A 25,431-nucleotide genomic window follows, 5' to 3' on the forward strand; every position below is an offset into this window, starting at 1 on the left:
TTAAACTTATATTAATTAATTTTCTCCCAAGTCTGGGTTCTTCCGAATAATGATACCCCCAAATATGCTCTTACATTAAGCTTATCTCCGCTTTTTGTAATGGTACATTTGTATGTTTTTCCTGTTTTAGGGTCTGTAATAGTACCTCCTGTAAATTCATCACCTTCTTTTTTCATACCTCTGATTACCTCCAATCCTAAAATCGGTTTTCCTTTTCTGTCATCTTTACAAACGTTACAGTTAGGATCAGCAGGTTTTATCAATAGTTGAGAAACCTTCCCATAATACTTCCCGTCTGACTTCTTAAAGATTTCTACAATAGATTTAGCTTGTTTAGTTTCATCATCTATTGTCTTCCACTTTCCTTCTATCTGCGCAAAAGTCATCACACCAAATAAAGAAAGCGCGAATGTTAACATTATTTTTTTCATATTTCTATAGTTTTAATTTTAATACAATATACTTTTCTATGTATTGATAAAAATATAAATTAATTCTTAACGAACAAAAACTTTTATTATACAAAGCATAAAAGAGCCTACAAATGGATTTACTTATCTAAGCTTCCTATTAATCACTCTATCCATATAATCCTGATACCATGCTTTTGCAGTTTGTTTCCCTCGTTCTACTTCAGGGGTTTTCAGCTGGCCAATAAGGTTCTTTTCAAGAGCAAGATCCGTTTTATCATATACACCCACAATTTCCTTGCCATCAAATCGATAGATATAATTTCCAATCATAAACTGTTCATTATTTCCATCCGAATTCACCATAATTCCCGGATATTTTTTATCACTTACCAGACTTCTTCCCCAGCTTCTGATAGGTTTATTATAACCAATCAGGTCAGCAAGTGTTGGATAAATATCGATTTGTTGAGCCATTTCCTGATTTTCACCTTTAAGCTGATATGCTGGATTTGGAGAATATAACACCAATGGAACGGCAAAACGGTTCATTGCCTTTTCATATTCCGGATAATAGATCTGGTTGGTATGATCTCCTGTAAAAACGAAAATCGTATTGTTAAACCAAGGTTGTTTTTTAGCCGTTTCAAAATATTTTTTAATGGAATAATCCGTGTACTGTATCGGCTCATGCATTTCTATTTTCCCCTTTTTGAATTTTCCCTGATACTTTTCAGGAATTTTGAATGGATGATGAGAAGATGCTGTAAATACTGTAGTCATAAAAGGCTGCTTTTTCCCTACATTTTTAGCAAAATACTGAAGAAATGGCTCATCCCAGATTGCCCACATCCCATCAAAATCTTCATCATGATTGTATTCTGTTTTTCCGAAATAATGTTTGAATCCTAAAATATTTCCAAATCCTAGGAATCCCATAGAACCATTAGGTGCACCATGATAAAATGACGTATCATATCCCAGATCATTACAAACAGATACAATCGACTGAATTTTCTGATTGGAGTACGGAGATCCTGTAAAAGCATCCGTAAGACTCGGAATTCCAGCCAAAACACTGCTCATCCCATGAATAGACTGTCTTCCGTTCGCAAAAGTATTCGGAAAAATAAGACTTTGTGTTGCCAGGCTATCCATAAATGGAGTATAGGAAACGTAATCTTTAATATTCTTATCCTTATTAAATGCTCCGGAATACTCTCTGCCAAAAGATTCTACAATGAAAATAACAATATTGGGGTGGTTTTCCACCTTTCTGTCATATAGTTTATAGGGATGTATATTTTCTTCAATATATTTTTCATCTACAAAATGAACTTCCTTGAAATTATTGGTGTTTAACGTTCTGAAGAATGAAAACGTACTGTTCAGAACCAAATTCCCCTGCAATGGGTTGGTTACAAAACGGGTAGCATCCACCATATTGATAGGTCTTGTACTATGTTTGAAATCTCCCCTGATTCCTCCTACCACCAGAACAGCGGTGATACACAAAGTAACAATGGAAGATAAAAAATAAGGAAGTAATTGTGTTGGCTTTATTTCATCTACCTTTACTTTTTTATAAAGGAAAACCCACAATCCCATTAAAACGATAAACCAAATCAGCACAAAAGGATGCTGTCCAACAGAAATCATCAGCGTTTGAGAAACATTAGATTCATGCTCTGCTACCTGAAATACAGCTGAAGTAAGCCTTGATTGTGAAAATTTATAATAAATAAAATCCCCGAAGTTCATGCCATACGCTAATCCGTTCGTCAGAAAATAAACCCAGAAGAGGACTTTCTGAAACCCTTTCTTTGTATTGATTACCAAGGGTAAAAGACTTAACAGTATAAATAATGCATTCACATACAAAATAGCCGTCGTATCGAAGGCTGTACCATGATATGCCAACTTAAGATACTCTGAAACAGAGTCTACTTTAATCAGATCCTTATTAAAATACCAGAATAAAAGTCTTGCGATCTGGTAAAAAGCATAGACTAAAAAAATCCTGTAAAGCAGTGCCAGAACTTCCTGTTTTCTAAATCCTTTTAAAAATTTCATGGGGCAAATTTACATCAAAATCACTTTATTGCGTTTTTTAGTGCATATTATTTTGAGTTAGAATTTTTAAAAACTGTAATTTTGTACTTATGGATTTTATAAAGAATAATCTGGCTAATGCCTTAACCCTGGCTAATCTATTTGCAGGCTGTGTGGGTGTAATACATCTTATTTTAGGAGACTATCAAACAACGGCAATATGCCTTATCCTCTCCTCTATTTTCGATTTTTTTGACGGATTTGTAGCCAGAGCTTTAAAATCAAACTCTAATCTGGGGCTTCAGCTTGATTCTCTTGCGGATATGGTGAGTTTTGGAGTGATCCCGGGCCTTACTATGTATAAAGCATTAGAGCCATTCGGTGCTGAACTTCTTGGACTACATTTTCCTTTTGAAATTAAGTATATTGGTTTGGTAGTAACCGTTTTCTCATGCTTAAGACTTGCGATCTTCAATCTTGATGAGGAACAGAGGTATTATTTTAAAGGATTAAACACCCCAACCAACACCGTTCTTTTATTTGGATTATACTATGCTTTTAAGGAAACCGGAACTTTCAGTTTCTTGTTTGAAAATGCATTACTGTTGATTATCCTTTCATTCCTTACTTCATGGCTTCTCATTAGCCCTATTAAAATGATGGCAATGAAGTTTAAATCCAAAGCATTAAAAGACAACTATCCAAAAGTGGTATTGTTAGTAGGCGGAATTGCTATTCTTGTAATCTTTAAGACTGTAGGAATTCCGATGCTGGTTATTTATTATATATTGGTATCACTTATTTTTCAAAGACAATTAAAATAGAAATCAAAGGGTAAAACTTTTGATTTTTGATGAACATATTTTCAAATTATTATTGATTAACATGAACTTAAAACTCTATAAACCACTTTGTATTTTTGATCTGGAAACTACAGGAACCAACATCGGAAAAGACAGAATTGTTGAAATCTGTATCTTAAAAGTAAATCCGGATGCCTCCAGAGAAAGCAAAACCTGGAAAATAAATCCTGAAATGCCCATTCCAAAAGAAAGCAGTGAAATTCACGGAATCTACGATGAGGATGTAAAAGATGCTCCTACCTTCAGAGAAATAGCTTCTAAGGTGATGGAAATGATTACCGGTACGGATCTGGGTGGTTTTAACTCCAACAGATTTGACGTTCCTCTTTTAGCTGAAGAGTTATTAAGAGTAGGAATGGATTTTGATCTTAGCAAATTCAAATTGGTAGATGCCCAGACTATTTTCCACAAAAAAGAACCTAGAAATTTAGGAGCAGCTTATCAGTTTTACTGTGGGAAAACATTAGAAAATGCACACTCTGCAGAAGCAGATGTGATGGCAACCTTCGAAGTTCTGGACGCTCAGGTTGGAAAATATGACGATATTCCGAATGAAGTTGCCCAATTAAGCGAATTCACTTTCCATAATAAGAATGCAGATCTTGCCGGATTTATTGGATATAATGATAAGCAGGAAGAGGTTTTCAACTTCGGAAAGTATAAAGGACAAGGTGTAAAAGCTGTTTTTCAGAAGGATCTTGGATATTTCGGATGGCTTCAGAATGCAGACTTCCCTTTGTATACGAAAAAAGTATTCACTAAGATTCAACTGTCTAGCAAATTTTAAATATGTCTAACCTCGTTCGTTTTAAATTTTATGAAACTGCCCTTGAAGCTAACAGGGACAAGCAGATTCTGGCTGAAAACGGAATCAATAGTTTCATTGCGAATGAACAGCTTATTCAGTCGGATTGGCTGCTTTCTCAAGCTGTAGGCGGCATTCAGCTTCAGGTTTTTGAAGAAGATAGGGAAAAAGCAACTCAGGTTCTTCAGGACTATAAAGACAATGAGCAATATTCGTTAGAAGTAGAACATACGATTGAAGATCCGGAATTTGATTTTGTATGTCCAAAATGCAGCTCCAATCACATCTACAGAGATGACAGAGCTACCAGTTTTTTTGGCATTTCATTTCTGACAAGCCATAAATTTGTGTGTTATTATTGTGGAAATGAATTTACCCACGAATAAGCACAATAAAACATTTACATCATTAAAAAGACGCCTTCGTTTCTCGCAATGACGAAGTAAAAAATAAAAAAGTTATGAAAATCATCTGCATAGGAAGAAATTACAGCGAACACGCTAAAGAATTAGGAAACGACATTCCAGAGAACCCTGTTATTTTCATGAAACCGGACACAGCGGTTTTAAAGGGAAATGATTTTTATATTCCTGAATTCTCCAATGACATCCATTATGAACTGGAAGTGGTCATAAAAGTATCTAAAGGTGGAAAATACATTCAGAAGGAAACGGCTCACAAACATTACGAAGAATTGAGCTTAGGAATAGATTTTACAGCCAGAGATCTTCAGAGCGAATTAAAGTCAAAAGGGTTACCATGGGAACTTGCTAAAGGGTTTGATGGTTCTGCTGTAGTAGGAAATTTCTTTAAAAAAGAGAACTTTGATCTTAATAACCTTTCTTTCTCCCTTCTGAAAAACAAAGAAAAAGTTCAGGATGGAAATACGAAAGATATGTTGTTCGGTTTTGATGATATTATTGCTTTTGCCTCTCAGTATTTCACTTTAAGAGTAGGAGACCTTATTTATACAGGCACCCCAAAAGGAGTTGGAAAAGTAGAGGAAAAAGACATTCTGGAAGCTTACCTTGGGGAAGAAAAAATGCTTGACATCCGAATATTATAAGTATTTAATATAAAAGTCTGGTAAATTTTTCATATCTTTAGGTAACAAAATGAAAGGTTATGATCAATATTGTATTACCCGTAGATTTTGGGGACAAAACAGACCAGCTGGTAGAAGGTGCCATAAAATTTGCAAAACAACTTAATGGTAGAATTTACCTAATCCATGTTGCACCATCAGACATCGGCTTTGCGATTGGTGATATGGGATTTCAATATTTTCCGGAAGTGGAAGCCAATGAAATCAGGGAAGAATTGGTTCAGCTTAATAAAATTGAGCAAAGAATCATTGCCCATGATATCGATTGTGAGCATCTTCTAAAACAAGGATTAGCAAAAGATATTATCCTTGAATATGCTAAGGAAAAAAATGCTGATTATATTGTAATGGGATCACACGGAAGAAGCGGAATTTATGATGTATTTGTAGGAAGTCTTACCAAAGGACTTACAAAGAGTTCAAATATCCCTGTTTTGGTACTTCCAATCCACGACTAAGTAAAAGAAAATTTTAATCGTTAGTAATAAAAAAACCGATCAAATAAATTATTTGATCGGTTTTTTACTATATAACCAATTAATTAACCTTCTTTTTTGTAGATGTTCGGATCGTAGTAAGGGTGCTTACCTTCCGTTGGAGAATAATAGTCTTTATCTTTGTCACCACCTAGGGTTACAACTAGTACGTAGCACCAATAAGTGAATAATACACAGCAAACTATAAATAGAATCCAGTTTAAAACATTTCCGAAAGTATCAAAGAATGCGAAACTCGATTTGAAAACTTTGCTTAAGAATAGAAAGAAAGACGTCATTATTTTCCTTTTTTAAATTAACTTTGCACAAATTTATAAAAAATGTTTAAATTACTTTCAAAAGAAAGCAATATTTTTTCAATTCCTGTTTATATTGGTTGTCTTCTTTTAGTAGTCGTAATATTTAACATACTGAATTTCAATACTTATGAGGCAATTATTGCAGGGATTACATTTTTGGGAATTGCTTTGGGATATTTTTGTTTTCATAGTATTGCCCTTAATTATCAGACCCATCTCCCATTATTTTTATATACGTTCTTTATTTTTGGACTATATCCGGGTAATTTAGACATAGGAATCGCAGTTTCACTGTTAACCAATTCCTTCCTCATCTTACTCTTAACGAGTGCCGATGAAGATATAAGGAAGAAATCTTATGTATTGGTAGGTGCCATCGTAGCATTGAATTTCATTTTTCTTCCTACGACCTGGCCCATGGCGGTTTTTGTAATCATTCACGTGATTGCTACTTCAGCCAAAGTAGGGTTAAATCTTTTCAGGTTCCTTTTAGGAATGATTCTGATTGTGTTCAGTTATTTCTCTGTGATGTATTTTGTGCAATTCACTTCATGGAATATTGATTACTTCCCATTTGGAAAGATGAAACCGGTAACAGATTATACGGAGTTATTCCCATTAATCCCAGTGGCATTGATGCTTATTTATGCCGTATATGACCATTTTCAAAACTATAATAAGAAAAGCCCGATAAGCAGATATAAATATACTTTTCTGTTGGTCTTTTCCCTGGCTCAGCTTATTACCATCATTCTATACATGAATAAAAGCTATGAATACTTATTACTTCTGGCGTTTCCGTCAAGTATTATTCTGAGCAGAATGATGAGATTCCTACCCAAATATTGGATGAAAGAGGCCGGCTTATGGCTTATTATTTTAAGTTTACTTACCTTTAAAGCAGGTACGTATTTTGATTTATTTTAGAAAATTATGATTCAGATAGACGATAAATTGATTTCTGAGGAAATCTTTTCCGAAGAATTTGTGTGCAACCTTAGCAAATGTAAGGGGGCATGTTGTGTGGAAGGTGATGTTGGAGCTCCACTGGACAAAAACGAGCTCGAAATACTGGACGGTATTTTTGACAAGATCAAACCTTATCTTACTCAGGAAGGCATTAAGGCCCTTGAAGAGCAAGGTACATGGACTACCGATCCACACGATGGAATGTATGTTACTCCCATGGTAGAAAACCGTGAATGTGCTTATGTAACTTTTGATGATAAAGGAATTACGAAATGTGGTATTGAAAAAGCATATGAAGATGGTGCCGTAGACTGGCAGAAACCTATTTCATGCCACCTATACCCTATCCGTGTTACGGAATACTCTGCATTTACAGCTTTAAATTATCATGAATGGAATGTATGCAGCGATGCCTGTACGCTTGGAAAAGAGCTTCAGGTTCCTGTTTATAAATTCCTGAAGACCCCATTAATCAGAAAGTATGGCGAAGAATTTTACAATGTTCTGAGCGGTGCTGCCGATGAATGGAAGAAAGAATATGGTTCATAGACAACCTGAATAAAAAAAGAAAGCCGGAATACTACATTCCGGCTTTTTTATGTAATTAGGATGGAAGCTTGATGATGGAGGTGTTTTCCTATTGATTTCCCATCAATAACTTCCAGCTTCCGGCCTCAGGCTCCCTTATTCTAACTATTTAAAATCAGCATCCGTTACTCCGGAATTTACTGTAATTTTAGTAGTTTTAATAGTCACCTTCTGACCAGCTCCTTCTGCTTCTACATCAGCTGGGAATTGTAGTCCGTCTACAGTCATATAGCTTTTAATCGTTACGTTTCCTTCTCCTGCAAGCGTTTTATATAAAAGTCCTGTTGCAGTGTCAAAATAAAATTTTCCTTTATCTGAAGACAATACGTTATAATCTTTACCATCCAGCTTTTCTACGGTAACATTTTGAAAAGTAGCTCCGTCAAATGCTAATGCATCCACTGGTCTTGCTTTTTTAAGCTCAGCAACTTTATCTGCAGGGATTGCAGTTTTGCTTCCCATCTGGTCAAAATATCCTTTTTCACCATCAAAAAACTGAACCATCTGCTGCCCCATAAGCGACTGTACAGACTTAAATTTGTTGCCCATTTTTCTGGTAGTCATGGTAATTTCCATTCCCTGAGCAGACATGGTATTTTCCATATAAAGAGTTTTTACACCCTCTAATTTTTCTTTTCCTCCTAATGCTTTAAAGTAATTATCCAATACTTCTTTAGCCGTTAACTTTGATTTTACAGCCTCTGTTGTTACAGAAGCGGCATCTTTCTTCTGAGCTGCTGCCGGAACAGAGAATAGTACGGCACAGAAAAATGGAATGATGATCTTTTTCATATATGTAATAAGTTTAAAGGGTAAATATAGGAATAATGGCGGACATACATAAATCATGAGTAATGAGTGATGGGTGATAAGTGATGAATGATGAATGATGAATGATGAATTATAGTCGCGATACTGAAAGATACTTAGACAAAGAACAAAAGAACAGAAATAAAAAAAAACCGCCAAAAAATTGACGGTTTTAAAATATTTATATCTGAGTATAATTATTTTTTAAGTTCTTCTAAAAATTCGTCGTGAGAAATTTTAGTTTCTTTTTTGCTAGCTTTTTCAAGAATTACATCTTTTAATTTAGCCATAGCAACTTCAGAAGAGATTTGTCTTACTTGCTCCTGATCTTTTAACATTTCAACAGCATATTTTTGGATCTCCTCATCACCTAAATGGTGGATTCCGTAGATAGCCAATTGGTTTTTCACTAACTGCTCAGCTTGTGCCAATACATCAGCATACTCAAGGTTAATTTCGTTATCAGTCATCAATTTACCTTCGATGATCTGGTATCTCAATTGGTTTTTCTCAGCTTCAAGGATTTCTTTAGCCTGCTCTTCAGACTGAACGTTCTGGTTAGAGAACATTAACCATTTTGTTAAGAAAGTTTCAGGAAGTGCTACTACTTCTTTTTCAGTAACTTGCTCTAATACTTTATTCACAAAGTGAACATCAGCATTTTGTTGGAAATACTCGTCTAATTCAGTCTTAACTTTATCTTTAAGTTCGTCTTCAGACTTGATGTTTCCTTCTCCATATACTTTGTCGAATAACTCCTGGTTAAGTTCAGCTAAGTTTAATGAATAGAAGTCTTTTACTTTTACTTCAATTTCATTGTGGTGTAGGTGCTCTACTTCTTCTTTGCTGAATCCTAATTCTTTAGCTAATTCTTCATCACCTGCAAGAGTTTCTTTAGTTACTTTTACAGATCCATCCATTTTTAAAGCTTTTACTAATTTGAAAGCTTCTTTGTTTTCACCTGTAACAGTGATGTTTTTTGGGTGGTGGTGGTGTTCTCCTTCAGCATCTTCTTCCACAACTTGAGAAACCTCTAAAGCGATGTAAGAATCTTTAGTGATTTTATCTTGAGGAACTTGCTCAGCGAAACGCTTCTGCATGTTTTCAATACTCTTGCTGATTTCTTTTTCTGAAGCTTCTACTTTGTAGTGAGGCGCTTCATATTTAGCTAAATCTATAGTAAATGCAGGCTCATATCCTACTTCAAAAGCAACTTCAAGCTGATCAGCATTGTAATCGAATTCGTTTACTGGCTGAGGAATAGGCTGACCAACTAATCTTAACTTGTTATCGTTAACATAGCTGTTCAAAGCTTCAGAAACCTGTCTGTTGATTTCTTCAAATGCAATTCCTGCTTCATATTGTTTTTTAACCATACTCAAAGGCACTTTCCCTTTTCTGAATCCAGGAACTTGCGCATTTTTAGCATAATTAATCAATTGCTTCTCTACTTTTTCTTTGTAGTCAGATTTTTCCAATGTCACTGTAAGCAATGCACTTACATCATCATGGTTTTGTGCGGTAACCTTCATTATTGATTAAAATTTTAGGTTGCAAAAATATGAATTTTTTATGAGAATCACCCATTTAAAATCAACTAATACAGCCAAATATTGTTAAATAAAAAACCACCGAGAGTTTCGGTGGCTTAAACAAGATTAATTATTCCTAATTACTTAGGTTGTATTTCGCTTCTGCATCGGTTTCCCCTCCTGTTACGCTTCCCCAGGCAGTTCCTGATTTAGCGTCATTTACACTTTGCGGAGAGTGAATAAGAGTTAATTTTAAGAATGGTGCCTCACCGTTTACAGCTTTTACAACTGTCCATTTTGTTCTTAACCCTACTCTTTTTCCATCACCTCTTAAATCGCCTCCGTCTTGTCTTTCAACAGTAATATTAGACTTTGGAAAATCAAAAATCAAAAAGTGCTCGTTTTTAGCTTCAATAATTTCCTTAGTAGCATCTTCATTCCCGTTTCTGAATTTTGCTTCAACAGTATAACTCTTCCCATCTTTAAGAGGAATCGTTGGCGTTCCACCCGCTCCGATACTGTAGTCATACGAAATTGTATTTGTAGTTCCCTCTTCGGTTACCAACAGAACAATGTTCGTAAGTTCTTCCTGAGGAAGATCATCTTCTTCTGCAGAGCCATTTCTCTGGCAGGAAATAACTGTTGTAACAGTAATAAATAAAGCCGCTAATAATTTGATAATATTTTTAGTATTGAATAGTTTGTTCATTTTTAAGAATTTTAAAATTGTAAAATTTTGATTAAATAGTTTTAAGATCTTTAGAATTTATATCTAAAGCTTACAATAAAGTTTCTTCCAGGCTCATTTGCAAAGAATCTCAAACGATTCAGATACTCTCTGTATGAAGTATTGAACAGATTGTTTACGATAAGTCCTGCAGAAAAGTTTTTACTGATGTTAATTCCGGTTTGGATATTCCAAAGTGAATACCCTTTTGGTGGAGTACTAATATCCAGTACTTTATCTACCAGTTCACCATTTTCATAAAGTTCCAAGGGTATATTTCTGATCGGGAATCTGGTTTGCTTTAAAAACGTTTGATTTTCAACAGTGAAATAGAAATTATTCCATTTTTGTTTTTTAAACTGCAATGCATTGGAGAAATTTGGTGGCATCATTAGAATCAACGGTTCGTTGTTTGTATCATCCTTCCCATAGACATAGCTTCCTTTTCCTACATAGGTAAGGTCATCTGTCAGTTTCCAGTTAACATCTAAATCAACTCCATACATCTTTGCATCAATCTGTTGGTATTCCCATTCCGGAAAGACACCTCTTATTGTTCCCTTGATTCCCACCGGAACTTCATTAATGAAATTTTTAGTAATGAATAAATAAGGATTTACAGAAACATTCAACCCTTTCAAAACATTGAATTTTGAATCAATATTTAAATTAAACTGATGTCCCTGTTCGTTTTTTAAACTCATATCTCCTGTTTCGATCACTCCTGCAGAATGATGCAGACCATCTGAAAACAATTCTGCAACATTCGGTGATCTGCCTACTTTTGCATAATTAAATTTCAAATCAAAGTTTGCATTGGGGCGATATTCCAACCCTGCATTGAAGGAGACATTATTATAATTAAGCTGAGGACGTGTCAAAATTCTATTCTGATCTGTCTTCACATAAAATTGTGGATAAGTATCTGCATATAATTTCTCCCAGTCACTCATATCATACCATTTGGTCACATCGTAACGGGTGAAGTCATATCTTGCTCCTGTCTCAAAATTGAATTCAGGTGAAATTTTATACTTGAAAATAGAATAAGCTCCTGCAGAATATTTATCATAATTCGGGATCAGACGTCTTGCCTTTGTCGCCGGATCTGAATAATTATTCTGAAACCCAGCATCAATCCCTGTTTCCAGAGACCATTTCCCTCTTTCTATCAGATCATTAATATTAAACTGATGGGTCATTAGTTCCAGATCAAGAGCCGGAGTATCTTTCAATTCTCCTCTTCTGATATCGTATTCTTGCCTGTGATTGTACTGATAGCTATATGTTGCTGACAGTTTTCCGATATTTTCAAATCTTTTGAATGCTGAAATCTTAGCAATATGATGTTCAACAACCTGTCTCGGATTATCAATATCATAACTAAACTTTCCTGAATAAACAGGAGGGTTGGCATTCATCGCTCTTTCATAATCTCCGTTTGTAGAGACATGCGAATCTCTTAAAATCCCAATATTCTGATTAGTGAGATAATAATCAAAAGAAATTCCTCTTTCAAAGGTATTATTCTGAACAGTAAAATTGAAGGATGAAAAATCCATTCCTGTATTTTTCAGATTATAATCAGGAGCACTTTGATCTCCTAGTTTTTTGATACTTCCACCTGATTTTACAGCCCAGCCGTTTTTCCAGGTTTTAGCAACATCTACATCCACTCCAAGACCTCTTCCGTTAGAAATTCCGGTAAGCCCAATTGCCCCTTTAATTGTATCCTTTTTAGGAAAAACTTCCGGCTCCATCACTACAACTCCACCTACGGCATCGCTTCCATATTTCAAGGCAGATGCTCCTTTAATCACGTCAATATGCTGAAAATTATTGATATCAACATTGGGAGCATGCTCTACTCCCCATTCCTGTTCTGCCAGTCGTACTCCATTATTCAAAATACTGATACGGCTTCCATAAAGCCCATGAATAACGGGTTTTGAGATGTTATTTCCGGTTTTCAAAGCAGTTACCCCTGAAATTTTAGATAATAAATTCCCCAGATTATCTGTAGAATTCTTTTCTATATCAGATTTGCTGACTGTTTTAATAACCAGTGAACCATTATTTTTATGATTTCCATGTATTGTAATGGTTTCAATATCATTGCTATGATGTTCCAATGTAATAACCAGATGAACATCCTGAGCAACTTCTATATTTTCAGTATAATCATTGCAATCAGGATGTTTTGCAATGAGTGTATACTTCCCTGCAGGAACTTTATTTAGGGAAAACACTCCTTTTTTATCTGTTTTCGCTGTAAAGTTCCCAATCTTCACTACTGCATTTTCCAGCATCGTTTTATCGTGAAAATCCTGAACCGTTCCTTGTACAGTATATGTTTTCTGTGCACTCGTAAATACCGATCCACAAAAGATCAGCAACAGGCAATATATCAATTTCATTGTAAATAGATTGATTGCGTACCCTTTTAATGAAAGGTACATTTTTCGTTAAAATTTATTGAATGGGCTTAGATTCTTGATACCATTTATAAGATACCGTGTAAAATGTTTCAATGATGAAAAGCCATCATTTAAAATTATAGAAGTAAGCAGCTGAGTATTTACTCATTACGAACTAAAAGCTATTTTTCAATAACTTTAAACAGTGAACATTTAAACTCTATGACATAGAGTTATAAACCCAATAAGAATGTATTGATTAGGAAATTGCGGGCGGTCCGCGAAGTTGAAAGGTAAATTTGGTCTGAGACCAGATTTTTTCCTGAATAGCGATAATTTGCTTTACTTCGTGCGTATAATGCTCAAAGCTAAAGCTAAATTCTTCAGGAGCTAATGTGTGTCCGGTCACCAAAAAGTGGCAGGCCAGACAGTCACCCGCTTTCTCTTTAGAAATAGCTTTCGTTATAGAATTTTCGACTTTTTTAAGGTTAAACGCCTTAAAATAATCTACAGATTCGTGATGGTGAAAGCTCTGAGAAAGCAGCGCGATGAAGTATACTCCAAACAATAGCCTGGAAATAAATACTTTTAAGTTTCTGCTTTCTTTAATCATGGTTCAAAATTATGAAAATAATTTAATTTTCAGCTACAACTTCCATTAAATTACTTTTACGATTCACTATTGATAAGTAGAAAAGAATGATATTTTGTTACAAAAAAAAGCTTCATAAAGTAAATTATGAAGCTTTTGTATGATGAATTAATCAAGTTGGGTTCCTAAGTATTCCCATTCCTGCAGAGCATTCTCCAGCTCTTCTTTAGCTTTATTATATTTTTCTAAAGTTTCTTCGGAAGGATTTTCTTTAGCGAAAGAAGCTTCCATTTCTTCTACTTTAGTTTCAAGCTCAGAAATTTTTTCTTCTACCTTCTTGATTTTATTCTGAATATTTTTCTGTTCTTTAGTGATAACATTTGAGGTCTGACTAGTACTCACAACAGGTTTTTCTTCTACTTTCTTAGGTTCTTCCTTCACTTCGCTATGAAGCTTCGCCTTTTCTGCAGAAATCTCTCTGATGCTTTCTTTTTGTCTGTATTCAAGATATTCGTTGATGTCTCCCAGGAATTCTTTCATTTTTCCATCACGGAACTCATAGATTTTATCACAAAGCCCCTGAAGGAATTCCCTGTCGTGAGAGATTACAATCAACGTACCTTCAAAGTTCTGTAATGCCAACTTAATAATCTCCTTAGACTGAATATCCAAGTGGTTGGTAGGTTCATCCATAATCAAAGTGTTGAAAGGACGAAGCAACAGTTTACAAAGTGCTAAACGGTTTCTCTCCCCTCCGGAAAGTACTTTTGTCTTCTTAGAAACAGCATCTCCCTGGAATAGGAAAGATCCTAATAAGTCTCTTACTCTAGGTCTCGTTTCTTCTGTAGCAGCATCTTCTGCTTCTTCAAGAACTGTTTTATTAGGTGTTAAAACCTCTTCCTGATTCTGTGCAAAATATCCGATGTTTACATTATGCCCAAGATTCCAAGCTCCTGAATAATCTTTAATATCTCCTGCCAGAATTTTAGCTAGTGTTGTTTTTCCTTGTCCGTTTTGTCCTAAAAGCGCAATTCTGTCTCCTCTCTGAACGATGAAATCTACATCATCAAAAATTTGTTTCTGGCCATAAGCTTTTCCAAGTTTAGCTGCTTCGAAAATCACTTTTCCAGGAACCATAGACTGTACGAAACGGATATTGAATTTTGAAACGTCTTCGTTATCTACTTCAATACGCTCAATTTTATCTAATTTCTTAATAAGCGACTGTGCGAACGATGCTTTAGTAGCACTTGCACGGAACTTATTAATGTTATCTTCCATCTGCTTAATCTCCGCATCCTGATTCTTTTTAGCCTGAATCAGTTTTTCACGGCGATCTTCACGCATCACCAGATATTTGGTATAGTTGGCTTTATAATCGTCAACTTTCTTATTATTGATATCAAAAGTACGGTTACAAACAGCGGTCATGAACTGCTTATCGTGACTTACCAGAACAATTGCTCCAGGATAATCTTTTAAGAAGTTTTCAAGCCAGATGATGGATTCCATATCCAAGTGGTTGGTAGGCTCATCGAGAAGCATGATATCATTCTTTTGAAGAAGAAGTTTTGCCAATTCGATTCTCATTCTCCATCCTCCTGAAAATTCATCAGTGATTTTTTGGAAATCATCGGCTTTAAATCCTAAACCAAACAACACTTTTTCCATGTCGCCTTCCAAGTTGTAGGCATCATGGTTCATTAAAAGGTCATTCAGCTCGGTCATTTTATTAATCAAATCCGTGTATGAATCACTTTCGTAATCAGTTCTTACAGTCATTTGGTGATTAACCTCTTCCAGCTCATTCTTCCATGCATTAATTTGCTCAAAAGCCTGCATGGTTTCAGCCCAAACGGTTCTTCCTTTTACGAAATCAAGATCCTGCTTCAGGAAACCAATGGTAATGCTTCCTTCTGTTACAACCTCTCCTTCGTAGAAATTAATTTCTTTGGACAGCATTTTCAATAAAGTAGATTTACCTGCTCCATTTTTTCCTACGAGCCCTACTTTATCATCCTTTTTAATGGTGAAATTTACGTTTTGAAATAAATAATTTCCTGAATGATGTAATCCTAAACTTTGAACCGAAAGCATTGTAATTAATAATTAGTAATGAATAATGAATTTTCGGGTGCAAAAATACGGAAAAAGAAATGAATAGCCCAGAAATAAAAAAACGACCCAAAACAGGAAGCTTTTTATAGACTGATTTTCCAGTAAAATTTATTTAAAAAAACATTAAGAAGCTATACCAATGAGGATCCTGAAGGTGCAATATTTATATAAATATCAAAGTAACAGGAATCGAAACCTAAAAACGACAGTATAAAATATCAAATTCAAGGTTCAGTAGTTATACTTATTGATCTAAAATACACTCCAAATAAAAGGGAACACCTAACATAGTGCTCCCCAACCTAAAATTTAAAACTAAATAAGGACTAGCATTTATTATTTATTTCATCCAGTCTTGTTACCGGAGTTTTGATAATTGAACGAGTCCAGATATCGTTATTGGGAACACTTGTTCCGTATAGAAATTCAGCTACAAAATTATCCTCAGGAAGATGAAGCTCAGCAGAAAGCCTTGCATGACTTTTCTGATCTACCATGGTGCTGCTTGAAACATTTAATCCGTTGTTGAGAAGTTCAACATTCACTTCGTACTCGGATCGTTTCGACAAACCATCATGAAAAAGTCCGAAATTCGCTGAAATATGGATGTAATCCGCCAGTTTACTGTAATTGTATACTGGTTTTCTATCTATGAAAAGATCTTTTACATAAACCCTCATTTCTTCATATAAGTCTTCTAGTAAAGGATGTCTGTGATAATCTGTTTCAAAATCTTTTCCTGATGCAAAAACAGGTGAAATGGCATTCGTTTCCTGCAACATCAGTTTTCCATATAGTTTTGACAGTTCGTTATACACTTTATTTCTGCAGAGGTAGGCTTTAGAAAAAGCATCTTTTCTTTCTACTCCGAATTCTGAAAGTAAAGCGTCCCATATTTTATTTCCTTCGGCATCTGTTTTTCTATTTCTTATATTTTTAATATAGCCAATCAGATCATCTGTATTGGCAAAATTTGTAGAAATATAAACTGATTGTGGTCCTTCCAGATAGCCACCACCAATATCTGCATGAGCACCCGGAACAAAAATTTCTTTCCTGGTGGATGTATTATTTCTAAACCGGCAATCCTGCATCATTTTTGAATTCTCAAAAATACCAGTTAATGGAAAAAAGAACCGGCATTCGTTGACTGCACAAATATGTAATACGTTTTCCACCTGATCAGGCACGCGCAGATCATATGTATTAAATGGTTTTGATTCTACGGTATCAAAAGCTCCTAAAAACTTCACCCTTATCTTAGCAAAAGAATAGTTTGAGAAAAGCCAATGACTAAAGGTTCTTGCCAGCATTCCTCCTCTTCCGAACCCATATAGGTAAAAATGATATTCATCTCCTTCATCATGGATAATTTTTTGTACAAAATCTTCTGCTTTCTGAAGTTTATCATCTGAAGCATATCCTTTTCCATAGGGCGGATTGGCACATGTTGTCATGGCGAAATTACTATCTTCCCCGCCTGGGATGGTTCCTATTCCTTCGATATATATTTTTTCATTACCGATAAATGATTTGTACAATTTATAGATATTGGTGAATGCACCGTGATAGCTTTCATTATTATTCAGCGGTTTGTCTGATGAAAGTGCATTTACTCCATTGTTTCCCGTGCCGTCAAAGAAAATCCCGACGGAAATCACTCTACTAACATTCATTCTTTTGTTAATTTTTTATTACAGATCTTCTCTGTGCATTTATGTTTTTATTAAAATCCCTAAAAGAGACATTTCAAAATAACGGAAGAATGTGCAGTTTGGCTAGAGTAAAAAGTACCAAATAAAAAATTCCGTATTTCTACGGAATCAAGTTATATTTTTTCAAGAGAGTAAATATTGTTCACAATGGCATAAATAACTATTCCCACTGTATTTTTAGCACCTATCTTTTCAAGAATACGCTGCCTGTGACTTTCAACAGTTCTGGGACTTATGAATAGTTTCTCCCCTATTTCATTGTTGGTAAATTCCTGACAGATTAATTTCACAACATCTTTTTCTCTCTCAGACAGTTCATCATCCGTTTCAAAAAGTGAATTTTTCTTGGCAGAACTGTTCATATAAGTAAACAACATCTGATGATCTTCAGCCGTAAAAAAAACTCCATTTTTATCAACCATTGTAATGGCATCAATAAATGTTTTCTTATCTGAATTTTTAGGAAGGAAAGCTGAAACCCCAAGCTTAACCATATATCCTAAGATGGATGTTTTATAGTGGGAAGAAAGAATAATGATCTTAAGATCGGGATATTTTTCTTTAAGAATTTCTACCAGTTCAAAACCATTCATCGGTTTCATCTGAACGTCTACCAGTGCTATATCAGGAAATTCTTGTTCTGAAAGTTTTCCAAGATACTCTATAAAATCGGGCCCGTTATCTGCAGTAAGGCATACGGATATATTTTTTTCATTGGACAACAGCATTTTTACTCCTTCAAGGATCAGCTGCTCATCATCAATTAGTGCTATTTTGATTTGGGAACTCATGATGTTTGGGAATTTTAATAATTAAACGACTTCCTTTATTTAAAAAAGATTTTTTCCATTTATGAACGGCATTCATCGACTTGATTCTGGATTCAATATTTTTGATTCCCATGCCCTTTTTTACTTCTTCATACTCAAATCCCTGCCCATTATCTGAAATAACGACTGCCATATTCTGCCGATAATCTTTAATATAAATCCAAAGATCTGTTGCTGTTGAATGCTTAATGACATTGGTGGTAAATTCCTGAATAATCCGATACAACTGAACTTCCACAAAGATATCTTTCTTTTCATATCCGGGCATTACCTGCAGGGAAATATTAATTTTATGGGAAAGGTTAGCAATAAGTTCCTCAGCATATAAAACCAGTCCCACCGATTCTAAATTCACAGGATATAATGAATGGGAAATACTTCTGGCAGCATCCACAAGTGAAGACATCTGGCTGTGAATATTTTTTTTAATCAGCTCATCCCCTTTTGTATCCAGATTATTAAGCCATAAGGAAAGAATATTAAGTCTGTTTCCTATATCATCATGAATCATCACCGCAATTCTTTTCCGTTCTTCTTCCTGAGCTTTGATGTTTTCCAATGCCAGCTTTTTCTGATGAAGAACTTCTGCTTCATGCTGCACATTTTTTTCCTTCATAATTCTGCTTATAAAAGCTCTGTACGCGAGTATTATAAAAGAAACTATAATTGCTATGGTAACAATTATAAGAATCAAAAGGTTGATATTTAAGGTTACTTCTTTAATCGGATGAAGGTATATAAAAGTGAACAGTACAGAATACTGGAAAAAATATTATTGGCCGTGAAAAGAATATAATAATTGTTTTCTGAAAGGTTAACAATCTGATGCTGAATAATGAAAATGAATACCGACACGGAGTAATAGAAAAAAATGCTGGCATCTACCCAAAGAAAACGATTCTGAGCGGATGTTTTTTTGATCTCATCAATCAGCGTTACTCCTGATAAACAAATAATGATAATATTGGAAACAACTTTTGCAATATCGGCATTGGCAGGCTCATCAAAACCGTATTTTGAAATCATAAAACCCACTGCAATTGCAGCACCCAACCCTAAAAGATATTTAGGCCAGGCTAATTTTCTGATGAATAGACCTGTTAATAAGAAAAACTCTCCAGCAATGTAGAATGGATACAGAAACGAAGTATCATTAAGCTTGAAAACATAAGGTAAAACCAGATTCAGCAGTTCAATAAAAAACAGAAAAGCAATACAATAAAAATACTGCTTTTCTTTAGAATTTAATATGCGGTATTTAACAGCTCCCAAAACTATAACTGTAAGAAGCAATCCGTAGTTTAGGAATAAAATCGTCTTATAAAGATCTGCCATTCCTTTTATTTATTATTTTAAAATTCCCCATCCAATCCTGGTATACGGCAGATAGGCGGACATGGTTTTGCCCAATCATAGGTATTGGACATCATCTGAGCGCGTTCAGCATTCTGTAAATTTTCGCGGAAAGAGATAAAAATAAGGGTTACCAACATTTTCCCATAGATTTCATTATATTTAAGTCCGAAAGAACATTTAATTTCCTTCAAACCTTCATCTGAAAGACATAAGTCTGCCGTAGGAACATAAAATCTTTTAAAAATGCCAATTCCTTTAGATTCATTACATTCTTTGTAAAACCAATCCATCCCTGATTCTCTCCAGCTTTCAATAGCTTCTATCGCTTTATCCTGCTCAAGAATGGGTTTATTGGATATAGGAAAAGCCATATCTGCATTTTTCTCAATTTTCTCAAGTCCTTTGGAAAGAATGGTATTTTTAACAATGGTATATTCCTGTACCTCCTGAAGCTTTATATCACTTACCAATTCTGAAAGAACGCAATAAGGATATTCTTTTTGATCTATTCTGTCTCCTTTTTCATTCAGAGGGTAAAAAATCAGGATCAATTGATTCTTCCATATTCCCATTGTAGTACAGAATTCAGGATAATCCCTGAAGCTTTTCATCCATTCAAGAGGACCATCAGAAATCGTAAAGACATAAGTTGTAGGAATTAATTCCTTAATTTTTGAATAATTAGAACGACAAAGGCTCCATTCATCTGCAGCAATCCTGCATTCTTCTACAGGAAGTAAATAGTCTACGATGTTTAATGTTGTCATAAGCATGGTTTTTAGTTGTATAAAATTATATAAACTAAACATGTTGTGCAAGTAGGAATTTAATTAATAATTCCGCACTGTAATATGATAACAGCTCTGCTGTCTTTCTTTTATGTAATAAATTCTACCAGCATCTGCATAATGCTTTAAAACCTTTTCCAAGGCTGCTTCCATTTTCGGGTTATTTTTAAGAATATTATTGAATCTTACATAAGAAATATCAAAGGAGTTGCCGTAGTTGTGAGAGCTTATTCCTAAAGATGCATTAGAGTTCACTCTTCTTAATCTGCATTGGTCTTCCAGAGTTCGGGTCATAGATGAAACAGTGAAGGTTGCGCCTTTTGTTGCTTTACTGAATTTGGAACCGATATTCTCCAAAGTAGTTTTCGCCTTCGAAACCATATAGGCTTTACTATAATCAAGTTTCTGAACCTGATATCCTTTTCCGGATTTCTTGATTTTATGAAACTTTCCTTTATTAATATACTTCTGTACTGTTTTAGAATCCTTCAATAGCTGTACTCCAAAACTTTTAGAGGCATCCAGATGGGTTTTGTAAAGCGCAGTAGGCTCAACCTTTAAAACAGTTGTAAGATCATAGCAGGGAAGGGCTTTTTTAGCCGTCTGCGAATAATGTAAACTATACATAAAAGGTACAAAGACCACACAAAGAAACTTTCTCATTAACCACCACTTTAAATTACTAAGGAAGGATAAAACAATTATGTTACCTCATTCAATAGCAACTATAATAGTATCCCAACAATTCCCAAACAAACATCAAACCAATTTATTGAATTTACAATTTTTGTTCCCCTAATTTTGAAATATTTTTTCAGTTTTAACTTTTTACTTTAAGATATAAATTCTACATTTGAGTTACATTTTAAAAATAAACAATATGATAAAAAAACTTTTTGCTGAATTTTTCGGCACATTTTGGCTTGTTTTCGGAGGTTGCGGGAGCGCTGTTTTTGCAGCGGGTGTTCCTGATATCGGCATTGGACTTTTAGGAGTTGCTTTAGCTTTCGGTCTTACTGTTCTTACGATGGCATATGCCGTAGGACATATTTCCGGTGGTCACTTCAACCCGGCGGTTTCTTTTGGGCTTTTAGCGGGAGGAAGATTTTCTGCAAAAGACCTTATCCCTTACATCGTAGCGCAGTGTCTTGGTGCTATTGTTGCTGCAGGATGTCTATACACGATCCTTAACGGAGCCGGAGTTGTAGATTTCTCAGCACCTGGAGCATTTGCTACCAATTTCTATGGAGAAGCAGTCTACAACGGAAAAGCCTTCAGTATGGGAGCAGCATTCCTTGCAGAGTTTTTATTAACAGCTTTCTTCCTTATCGTTATTATGGGAGCTACGGATAAATGGGCTAATGGTAAGTTTGCAGGTATCGCTATTGGTCTTGCTCTTACTTTGATTCACCTGATCTCTATTCCAATCACCAATACTTCTGTAAACCCTGCAAGATCCCTTTCGCAGGCAGTTTTCACAGGCGGATTGGCTATGTCACAGCTTTGGCTGTTCTGGGTAGCTCCAATTCTTGGAGGAATTGTAGGTGGATTAATCTACAAATTCTTACTTCAGAGAGATACTGCAGAAGTAGCTGACTAATTAATTTTAGAATTACATATAACTATAAAATCCTGTCATCTGACAGGATTTTTTGTTTTATAAGGTTGTTTTTTAAACGCAAAGTTTTATGATGAGGGAGTATTATTTTTAGGAGGCAAAGAAGTGCGACTTTGCCGCTGATGAAGCAAGCGAATTATATTCCTAGGTTGAATGGTGTCTGATATAAACCTAATAACTTTTTGAAACCTGTTAGATTTAGTTTTATAGGTATGCTTATATTGCTAGTCATTTCATCTTGTTTTTAGAAGAAATAATTACTTTACTTTTTATTTTTAAGATCAAAAGGATTTTTGAAAATAAGTTCTTCATGCTTTCCTTTGATTTCCATTTTACGTTGAAGCAGATTTAAAGCCATTTTTCTAATGAAAAGGTCTTTGTCATTCAGCATCCAGTAAGAATCTTGATGAAGTCTTCTGGGTGGACGGATAATGTAGAATTCCGTATTCCAGGTATCTGCATTATGGTAAAATTCAATGATTCCGCAATGTTCCGGAATGAGGTTGGAGTCTACCATTCCCATTGGTAATAGAAAACTAAAGGCATTACAGACATAATCTCCACAGGAAATTTTATCATGTTTCAGAAATTTTTCTCCTGTATCTTTATGTATATATGATTTTTTAAAATCATTTTTAAAATCACTTTTAGAAAGCTTGATCTCAATTTCATGGCTCATTCCTTCCGCATCAATAATGAGTATATCCGCTTCCCAATCAGCCTGAAAATAATTGGTAAGTACGAGTTCTTTTTCAAAATCGCAATAGGTATGGATGTATGCGTGAACAAGTTCTTCTATTTTAAGCATAATGTAAAGTTTAGATTAGAGACACTCAGACGCGAGATATGAGACTTTCTTCAACAACCAAAATTCAATATTATGAATCCCGAAATTATCTTTGATTAGCTCACTAACAAGCTACAGCCTCTGATATCAGAGTGATCTATTCTCCCCAACACCTGAAATTTATCGCCTATTATTTTCCCCAAGTCCTGAGTTGCAATGAAAGAACATGAATGAGTATTGGCTAAATCGATGATATTGATTGCTCCTGTTCTGCCTTCTTTTTCATAGGAGAAAGGATCTTCAGCATTTCTGATCTTAATTCGCATCCAATTGGGACACAGATATTCATTGTTTCCAAGAGAATATGCCTGAGACAACAATTCAGTCATGGAATATTCTGAGTAAATCTTATCTGTTTTGAAACCTTCCTGTAAAATTTTCAGTAGTTCGTCTTTTGTCATTTCTTCCTTTCTGCCCTTCATTCCTCCGGTTTCAATGACGATTAGATTTTCAAGAATACTTAGAGATTCTTCGCTATGCTCAGAATGACAGTAGTCTAAAAAGTCTAACAAAGCAAAGGAGACACCGAACAGAATTACTTTTTTATCCTGTAACTGGTTCAAAAGATTGAAAAGATCAGCATGATTGTAAAGGAAGTATCCGTTTTCAGGCTTTGCCGATTTTTTCATCAGATAATCTACCATATAGATCAATGATGAATTCTGTTTTTCCAGATAGCTTGGCAATAACCCAAGGAAAATAAAGTCCTCCGGTTTTCCAATGAATTGTTCGAAGCTTTTATAAATACTTTCTTCATATAAATCTGTATTGGCAATGAAGTGCTTTGAAAGATTCATCTGTGTAGTACCTGAGCTCTGAAAAAATAAGTCCGTAGTCACATTTTTATCCAGAATCTGATGGTTTTTAAACATTTCAATCGGAAGAAAAGGAATTTTCGATACATCGTTTACCTCATCCGGATTGATGTTTAAAAAATCTACAAACTTTCTATATATCTCAACATTTTCATACTGATAACGAAATGTTTTCAATGATGCATCCAGGAAGTCCTGTTCGGTTTGTATGTTGAATATATTTTTCGGTTCCATAATTTTTTTTTCAATCGTCTTATTACTTCATTACAAAGCAATTATCAGGATAAAATATTTTTATTTAATGTTTTTTAATATCAGAATCTGACTTTGGTAAACTTCTTGCAATTACTTAATCGGAATATGGATTAAAAACAGAATGAGTCCCCCACTCATTCTCAAATTACCTCTTTTTAGGGGTAATTTTTTTGTTTTTATTACTCAAAAGTTTTCAATTCAAAGTCTTTTTCAAACTCACCATAGGTAAAATAGGAAATCCAGTCTCCCAAGTTGATGTATTGTGAATTTTGTCCTAAATCTAATACCATAGGAAGGTGGCGATGTCCGTATACGAAATAATCAATCTTCTGGGTCTTCAGCTTTTCTTTAGAATAAATGATAAGAAACTCTTTATCCTCTCCTAAAAACGCTTTGTCTTCTTCGCCTGAGATCATTTTATTTTTCTGAGAAAGATACAAGGCAACTTTCATCGCTATATCAGGATGAAGCCATTTAAAAAACCATTGTGCTATTGGATTGGTAAAGACTTTTTTCATTCTTTTATATCCTTTATCACCAGGTCCTAAACCATCTCCATGAGCGAGCAGAAATTGCTTTCCACCCATTTCAAAATATTGTTTCTGGTAAAAAACTGTACAGCCAATTTCTTCTTCAAGATAATCTTTCATCCAAAGATCATGGTTTCCCACAAAAAAATAAATATGGATTCCTCTGTCTTTAAGTTCTGCGATTTTCCCTAAAACACGAACATATCCTTTTGGCACTACATGTTTCCATTCATGCCAGAAGTCAAAAAGATCACCCATTAAAAATAAAACCTGTGCATCTTCCTTGATCTGATCCATCCATCGTATAAACCTCTCTTCACGTACCTTACTTTCTTTAGGAGTAGGTGCACCGAAATGCTGATCTGAAGCAAAGTATACTTTTTTTCCAGGTTCTAAATTAATTGTTGTTTTTAACACCTTGTGAGCTTTATGGGATAATAATTATTGATTGTCTTCTGCAAACCATTCTCCATAAGAGTTTTCAGTCTCATGAAGTTTAAGATAAGCCAGAGAAATTCCTTCCGGAAGTCTTGATTTTACTTTAGCAGCAATGGCATACAGCATGTTTTCACAGGTTGGCTGGAAGCTGCAATAGATTACCTTATGTCCTTTCTGCTCAAGATCATCACCCAACTCTTTATGAGGAGTAAGTGCATTTAAAAGCACTGCGTGATCCCAAACGTCTACGATCTCAGATTTTACGATACTTTTGATATCTCCGAAATCAACTACCATCCCGTTTTTAGGGTTATCAATATCATTAATCGGTTTTCCTTTCACTGTTACAAACAGCTTATAGGAATGTCCATGCATATTTTTACATTTCCCATCGTAGTTGTACAGTACGTGAGCTGTTTCGAATGTAAAAATTTTTGTAATACGTATCATATTGC

Annotated in this window: 27 protein-coding genes; 8 read left to right on the forward strand and 19 right to left on the reverse strand. The window is 34.8% G+C overall.

Features of this window, described 5'->3' with window-relative positions; translation table 11 throughout:
• Positions 1 to 11 precede the first annotated feature (11 nt).
• Positions 12 to 431 (reverse strand): DUF2147 domain-containing protein, encoded by a 420-nt coding sequence (locus BLS98_RS16480; protein WP_089737609.1) that lies wholly within the window; start codon positions 429 to 431, stop codon positions 12 to 14.
• A 123-nt stretch (positions 432 to 554) separates the two neighbouring features.
• On the reverse strand, positions 555 to 2,483 hold the full coding sequence (locus tag BLS98_RS16485; RefSeq protein WP_089737610.1) for an LTA synthase family protein: 1,929 nt from the start codon (positions 2,481 to 2,483) through the stop codon (positions 555 to 557).
• 89 nt (positions 2,484 to 2,572) lie between these two features.
• On the opposite strand from BLS98_RS16485, the gene BLS98_RS16490 reads away from it, so the two are divergent.
• The 5 genes from BLS98_RS16490 to BLS98_RS16510 all read left to right on the forward strand — a co-directional run bounded on the left by BLS98_RS16490 (position 2,573) and on the right by BLS98_RS16510 (position 5,693).
• Positions 2,573 to 3,286 carry a CDP-alcohol phosphatidyltransferase family protein gene (locus BLS98_RS16490; RefSeq protein ID WP_089737611.1) on the forward strand — a complete coding sequence of 238 codons (714 nt, stop codon included), beginning with the start codon at positions 2,573 to 2,575 and terminating at the stop codon, positions 3,284 to 3,286.
• Positions 3,287 to 3,347: 61 nt separating this feature from the next.
• Positions 3,348 to 4,112 carry a 3'-5' exonuclease gene (locus tag BLS98_RS16495; protein ID WP_089737612.1) on the forward strand — a complete coding sequence of 255 codons (765 nt, stop codon included), beginning with the start codon at positions 3,348 to 3,350 and terminating at the stop codon, positions 4,110 to 4,112.
• Between the two features lie 2 nt (positions 4,113 to 4,114).
• Positions 4,115 to 4,516, forward strand: a complete 402-nt coding sequence (locus BLS98_RS16500) for a putative signal transducing protein (RefSeq protein ID WP_089737613.1) — start codon at positions 4,115 to 4,117, stop codon at positions 4,514 to 4,516.
• Between the two features lie 74 nt (positions 4,517 to 4,590).
• Positions 4,591 to 5,196: a fumarylacetoacetate hydrolase family protein gene (locus BLS98_RS16505; protein WP_089737614.1), complete on the forward strand. Its 606-nt coding sequence runs from the start codon at positions 4,591 to 4,593 to the stop codon at positions 5,194 to 5,196.
• Between the two features lie 59 nt (positions 5,197 to 5,255).
• Positions 5,256 to 5,693 carry a universal stress protein gene (locus BLS98_RS16510; protein WP_089737615.1) on the forward strand — a complete coding sequence of 146 codons (438 nt, stop codon included), beginning with the start codon at positions 5,256 to 5,258 and terminating at the stop codon, positions 5,691 to 5,693.
• Between the two features lie 83 nt (positions 5,694 to 5,776).
• Here the strand turns inward: BLS98_RS16510 and BLS98_RS16515 are convergent, their stop codons facing one another.
• Positions 5,777 to 6,010 (reverse strand): DUF6341 family protein, encoded by a 234-nt coding sequence (locus tag BLS98_RS16515; RefSeq protein ID WP_045500551.1) that lies wholly within the window; start codon positions 6,008 to 6,010, stop codon positions 5,777 to 5,779.
• A gap of 42 nt (positions 6,011 to 6,052) precedes the next feature.
• Between BLS98_RS16515 and BLS98_RS16520 the strand changes: the two genes are divergently transcribed.
• Positions 6,053 to 6,958 (forward strand): DUF6427 family protein, encoded by a 906-nt coding sequence (locus tag BLS98_RS16520; RefSeq protein ID WP_089737616.1) that lies wholly within the window; start codon positions 6,053 to 6,055, stop codon positions 6,956 to 6,958.
• Positions 6,959 to 6,964: 6 nt separating this feature from the next.
• Complete coding sequence (locus tag BLS98_RS16525; RefSeq protein WP_089737617.1) at positions 6,965 to 7,549, forward strand: DUF3109 family protein; 585 nt, start codon at positions 6,965 to 6,967, stop codon at positions 7,547 to 7,549.
• A gap of 144 nt (positions 7,550 to 7,693) precedes the next feature.
• On the opposite strand, the gene BLS98_RS16530 is transcribed toward BLS98_RS16525, so the two are convergent.
• From BLS98_RS16530 to BLS98_RS16585, 12 genes are all read right to left on the reverse strand, one after another.
• The gene (locus BLS98_RS16530; RefSeq protein WP_089737618.1) at positions 7,694 to 8,380 is read right to left on the reverse strand and encodes a hypothetical protein; all 687 of its coding nucleotides are present in this window, start codon (positions 8,378 to 8,380) and stop codon (positions 7,694 to 7,696) included.
• Between the two features lie 215 nt (positions 8,381 to 8,595).
• Positions 8,596 to 9,930, reverse strand: coding sequence for a trigger factor (locus BLS98_RS16535; protein ID WP_089737619.1), 1,335 nt, complete (start codon positions 9,928 to 9,930; stop codon positions 8,596 to 8,598).
• A 136-nt stretch (positions 9,931 to 10,066) separates the two neighbouring features.
• The gene (locus BLS98_RS16540; protein ID WP_089737620.1) at positions 10,067 to 10,639 is read right to left on the reverse strand and encodes a hypothetical protein; all 573 of its coding nucleotides are present in this window, start codon (positions 10,637 to 10,639) and stop codon (positions 10,067 to 10,069) included.
• 50 nt (positions 10,640 to 10,689) lie between these two features.
• Entirely contained in the window at positions 10,690 to 13,074 is a 2,385-nt protein-coding gene (locus BLS98_RS16545) for a TonB-dependent receptor (protein WP_089737621.1), read from the reverse strand.
• Between the two features lie 259 nt (positions 13,075 to 13,333).
• Complete coding sequence (locus BLS98_RS16550) at positions 13,334 to 13,687, reverse strand: hypothetical protein (RefSeq protein ID WP_089737622.1); 354 nt, start codon at positions 13,685 to 13,687, stop codon at positions 13,334 to 13,336.
• 147 nt (positions 13,688 to 13,834) lie between these two features.
• Positions 13,835 to 15,763, reverse strand: a complete 1,929-nt coding sequence (locus BLS98_RS16555) for an ABC-F family ATP-binding cassette domain-containing protein (RefSeq protein ID WP_089737623.1) — start codon at positions 15,761 to 15,763, stop codon at positions 13,835 to 13,837.
• Positions 15,764 to 16,110: 347 nt separating this feature from the next.
• The gene (locus BLS98_RS16560; protein ID WP_089737624.1) at positions 16,111 to 17,460 is read right to left on the reverse strand and encodes a T6SS phospholipase effector Tle1-like catalytic domain-containing protein; all 1,350 of its coding nucleotides are present in this window, start codon (positions 17,458 to 17,460) and stop codon (positions 16,111 to 16,113) included.
• 152 nt (positions 17,461 to 17,612) lie between these two features.
• Positions 17,613 to 18,290 carry a response regulator transcription factor gene (locus tag BLS98_RS16565; protein ID WP_089737625.1) on the reverse strand — a complete coding sequence of 226 codons (678 nt, stop codon included), beginning with the start codon at positions 18,288 to 18,290 and terminating at the stop codon, positions 17,613 to 17,615.
• Positions 18,259 to 18,945: a sensor histidine kinase gene (locus BLS98_RS16570; RefSeq protein ID WP_089737626.1), complete on the reverse strand. Its 687-nt coding sequence runs from the start codon at positions 18,943 to 18,945 to the stop codon at positions 18,259 to 18,261. The genes BLS98_RS16565 and BLS98_RS16570 overlap by 32 nt, the downstream gene beginning before the upstream one ends.
• A gap of 95 nt (positions 18,946 to 19,040) precedes the next feature.
• Positions 19,041 to 19,664: a hypothetical protein gene (locus BLS98_RS16575; RefSeq protein WP_089737627.1), complete on the reverse strand. Its 624-nt coding sequence runs from the start codon at positions 19,662 to 19,664 to the stop codon at positions 19,041 to 19,043.
• Positions 19,665 to 19,681: 17 nt separating this feature from the next.
• Positions 19,682 to 20,452 carry a hypothetical protein gene (locus BLS98_RS16580; RefSeq protein ID WP_228425365.1) on the reverse strand — a complete coding sequence of 257 codons (771 nt, stop codon included), beginning with the start codon at positions 20,450 to 20,452 and terminating at the stop codon, positions 19,682 to 19,684.
• A gap of 63 nt (positions 20,453 to 20,515) precedes the next feature.
• Positions 20,516 to 21,136: a DUF5715 family protein gene (locus tag BLS98_RS16585; protein ID WP_089737629.1), complete on the reverse strand. Its 621-nt coding sequence runs from the start codon at positions 21,134 to 21,136 to the stop codon at positions 20,516 to 20,518.
• Between the two features lie 220 nt (positions 21,137 to 21,356).
• Between BLS98_RS16585 and aqpZ the strand changes: the two genes are divergently transcribed.
• Positions 21,357 to 22,073 (forward strand): aquaporin Z, encoded by a 717-nt coding sequence (gene aqpZ / locus BLS98_RS16590; protein ID WP_066694103.1) that lies wholly within the window; start codon positions 21,357 to 21,359, stop codon positions 22,071 to 22,073.
• 280 nt (positions 22,074 to 22,353) lie between these two features.
• Here aqpZ and BLS98_RS16595 read toward each other — a convergent pair whose 3' ends face one another.
• The 4 genes from BLS98_RS16595 to BLS98_RS16610 form a co-directional block, all read right to left on the reverse strand.
• On the reverse strand, positions 22,354 to 22,899 hold the full coding sequence (locus BLS98_RS16595; protein WP_089737630.1) for a hypothetical protein: 546 nt from the start codon (positions 22,897 to 22,899) through the stop codon (positions 22,354 to 22,356).
• Between the two features lie 95 nt (positions 22,900 to 22,994).
• Complete coding sequence (locus BLS98_RS16600) at positions 22,995 to 23,987, reverse strand: LuxE/PaaK family acyltransferase (RefSeq protein WP_089737631.1); 993 nt, start codon at positions 23,985 to 23,987, stop codon at positions 22,995 to 22,997.
• Between the two features lie 200 nt (positions 23,988 to 24,187).
• A complete protein-coding gene (locus tag BLS98_RS16605) occupies positions 24,188 to 24,955 on the reverse strand; it encodes a UDP-2,3-diacylglucosamine diphosphatase (RefSeq protein ID WP_089737632.1) in 768 nt (255 codons plus the stop codon).
• 24 nt (positions 24,956 to 24,979) lie between these two features.
• Positions 24,980 to 25,426: a 6-pyruvoyl trahydropterin synthase family protein gene (locus tag BLS98_RS16610; protein ID WP_089737633.1), complete on the reverse strand. Its 447-nt coding sequence runs from the start codon at positions 25,424 to 25,426 to the stop codon at positions 24,980 to 24,982.
• Between the last annotated feature and the right edge of the window lie 5 nt (positions 25,427 to 25,431).

The organism is Chryseobacterium jejuense (assembly GCF_900100075.1).
In the GTDB taxonomy this organism is placed as follows: Bacteria; Bacteroidota; Bacteroidia; order Flavobacteriales; family Weeksellaceae; genus Chryseobacterium; species Chryseobacterium jejuense.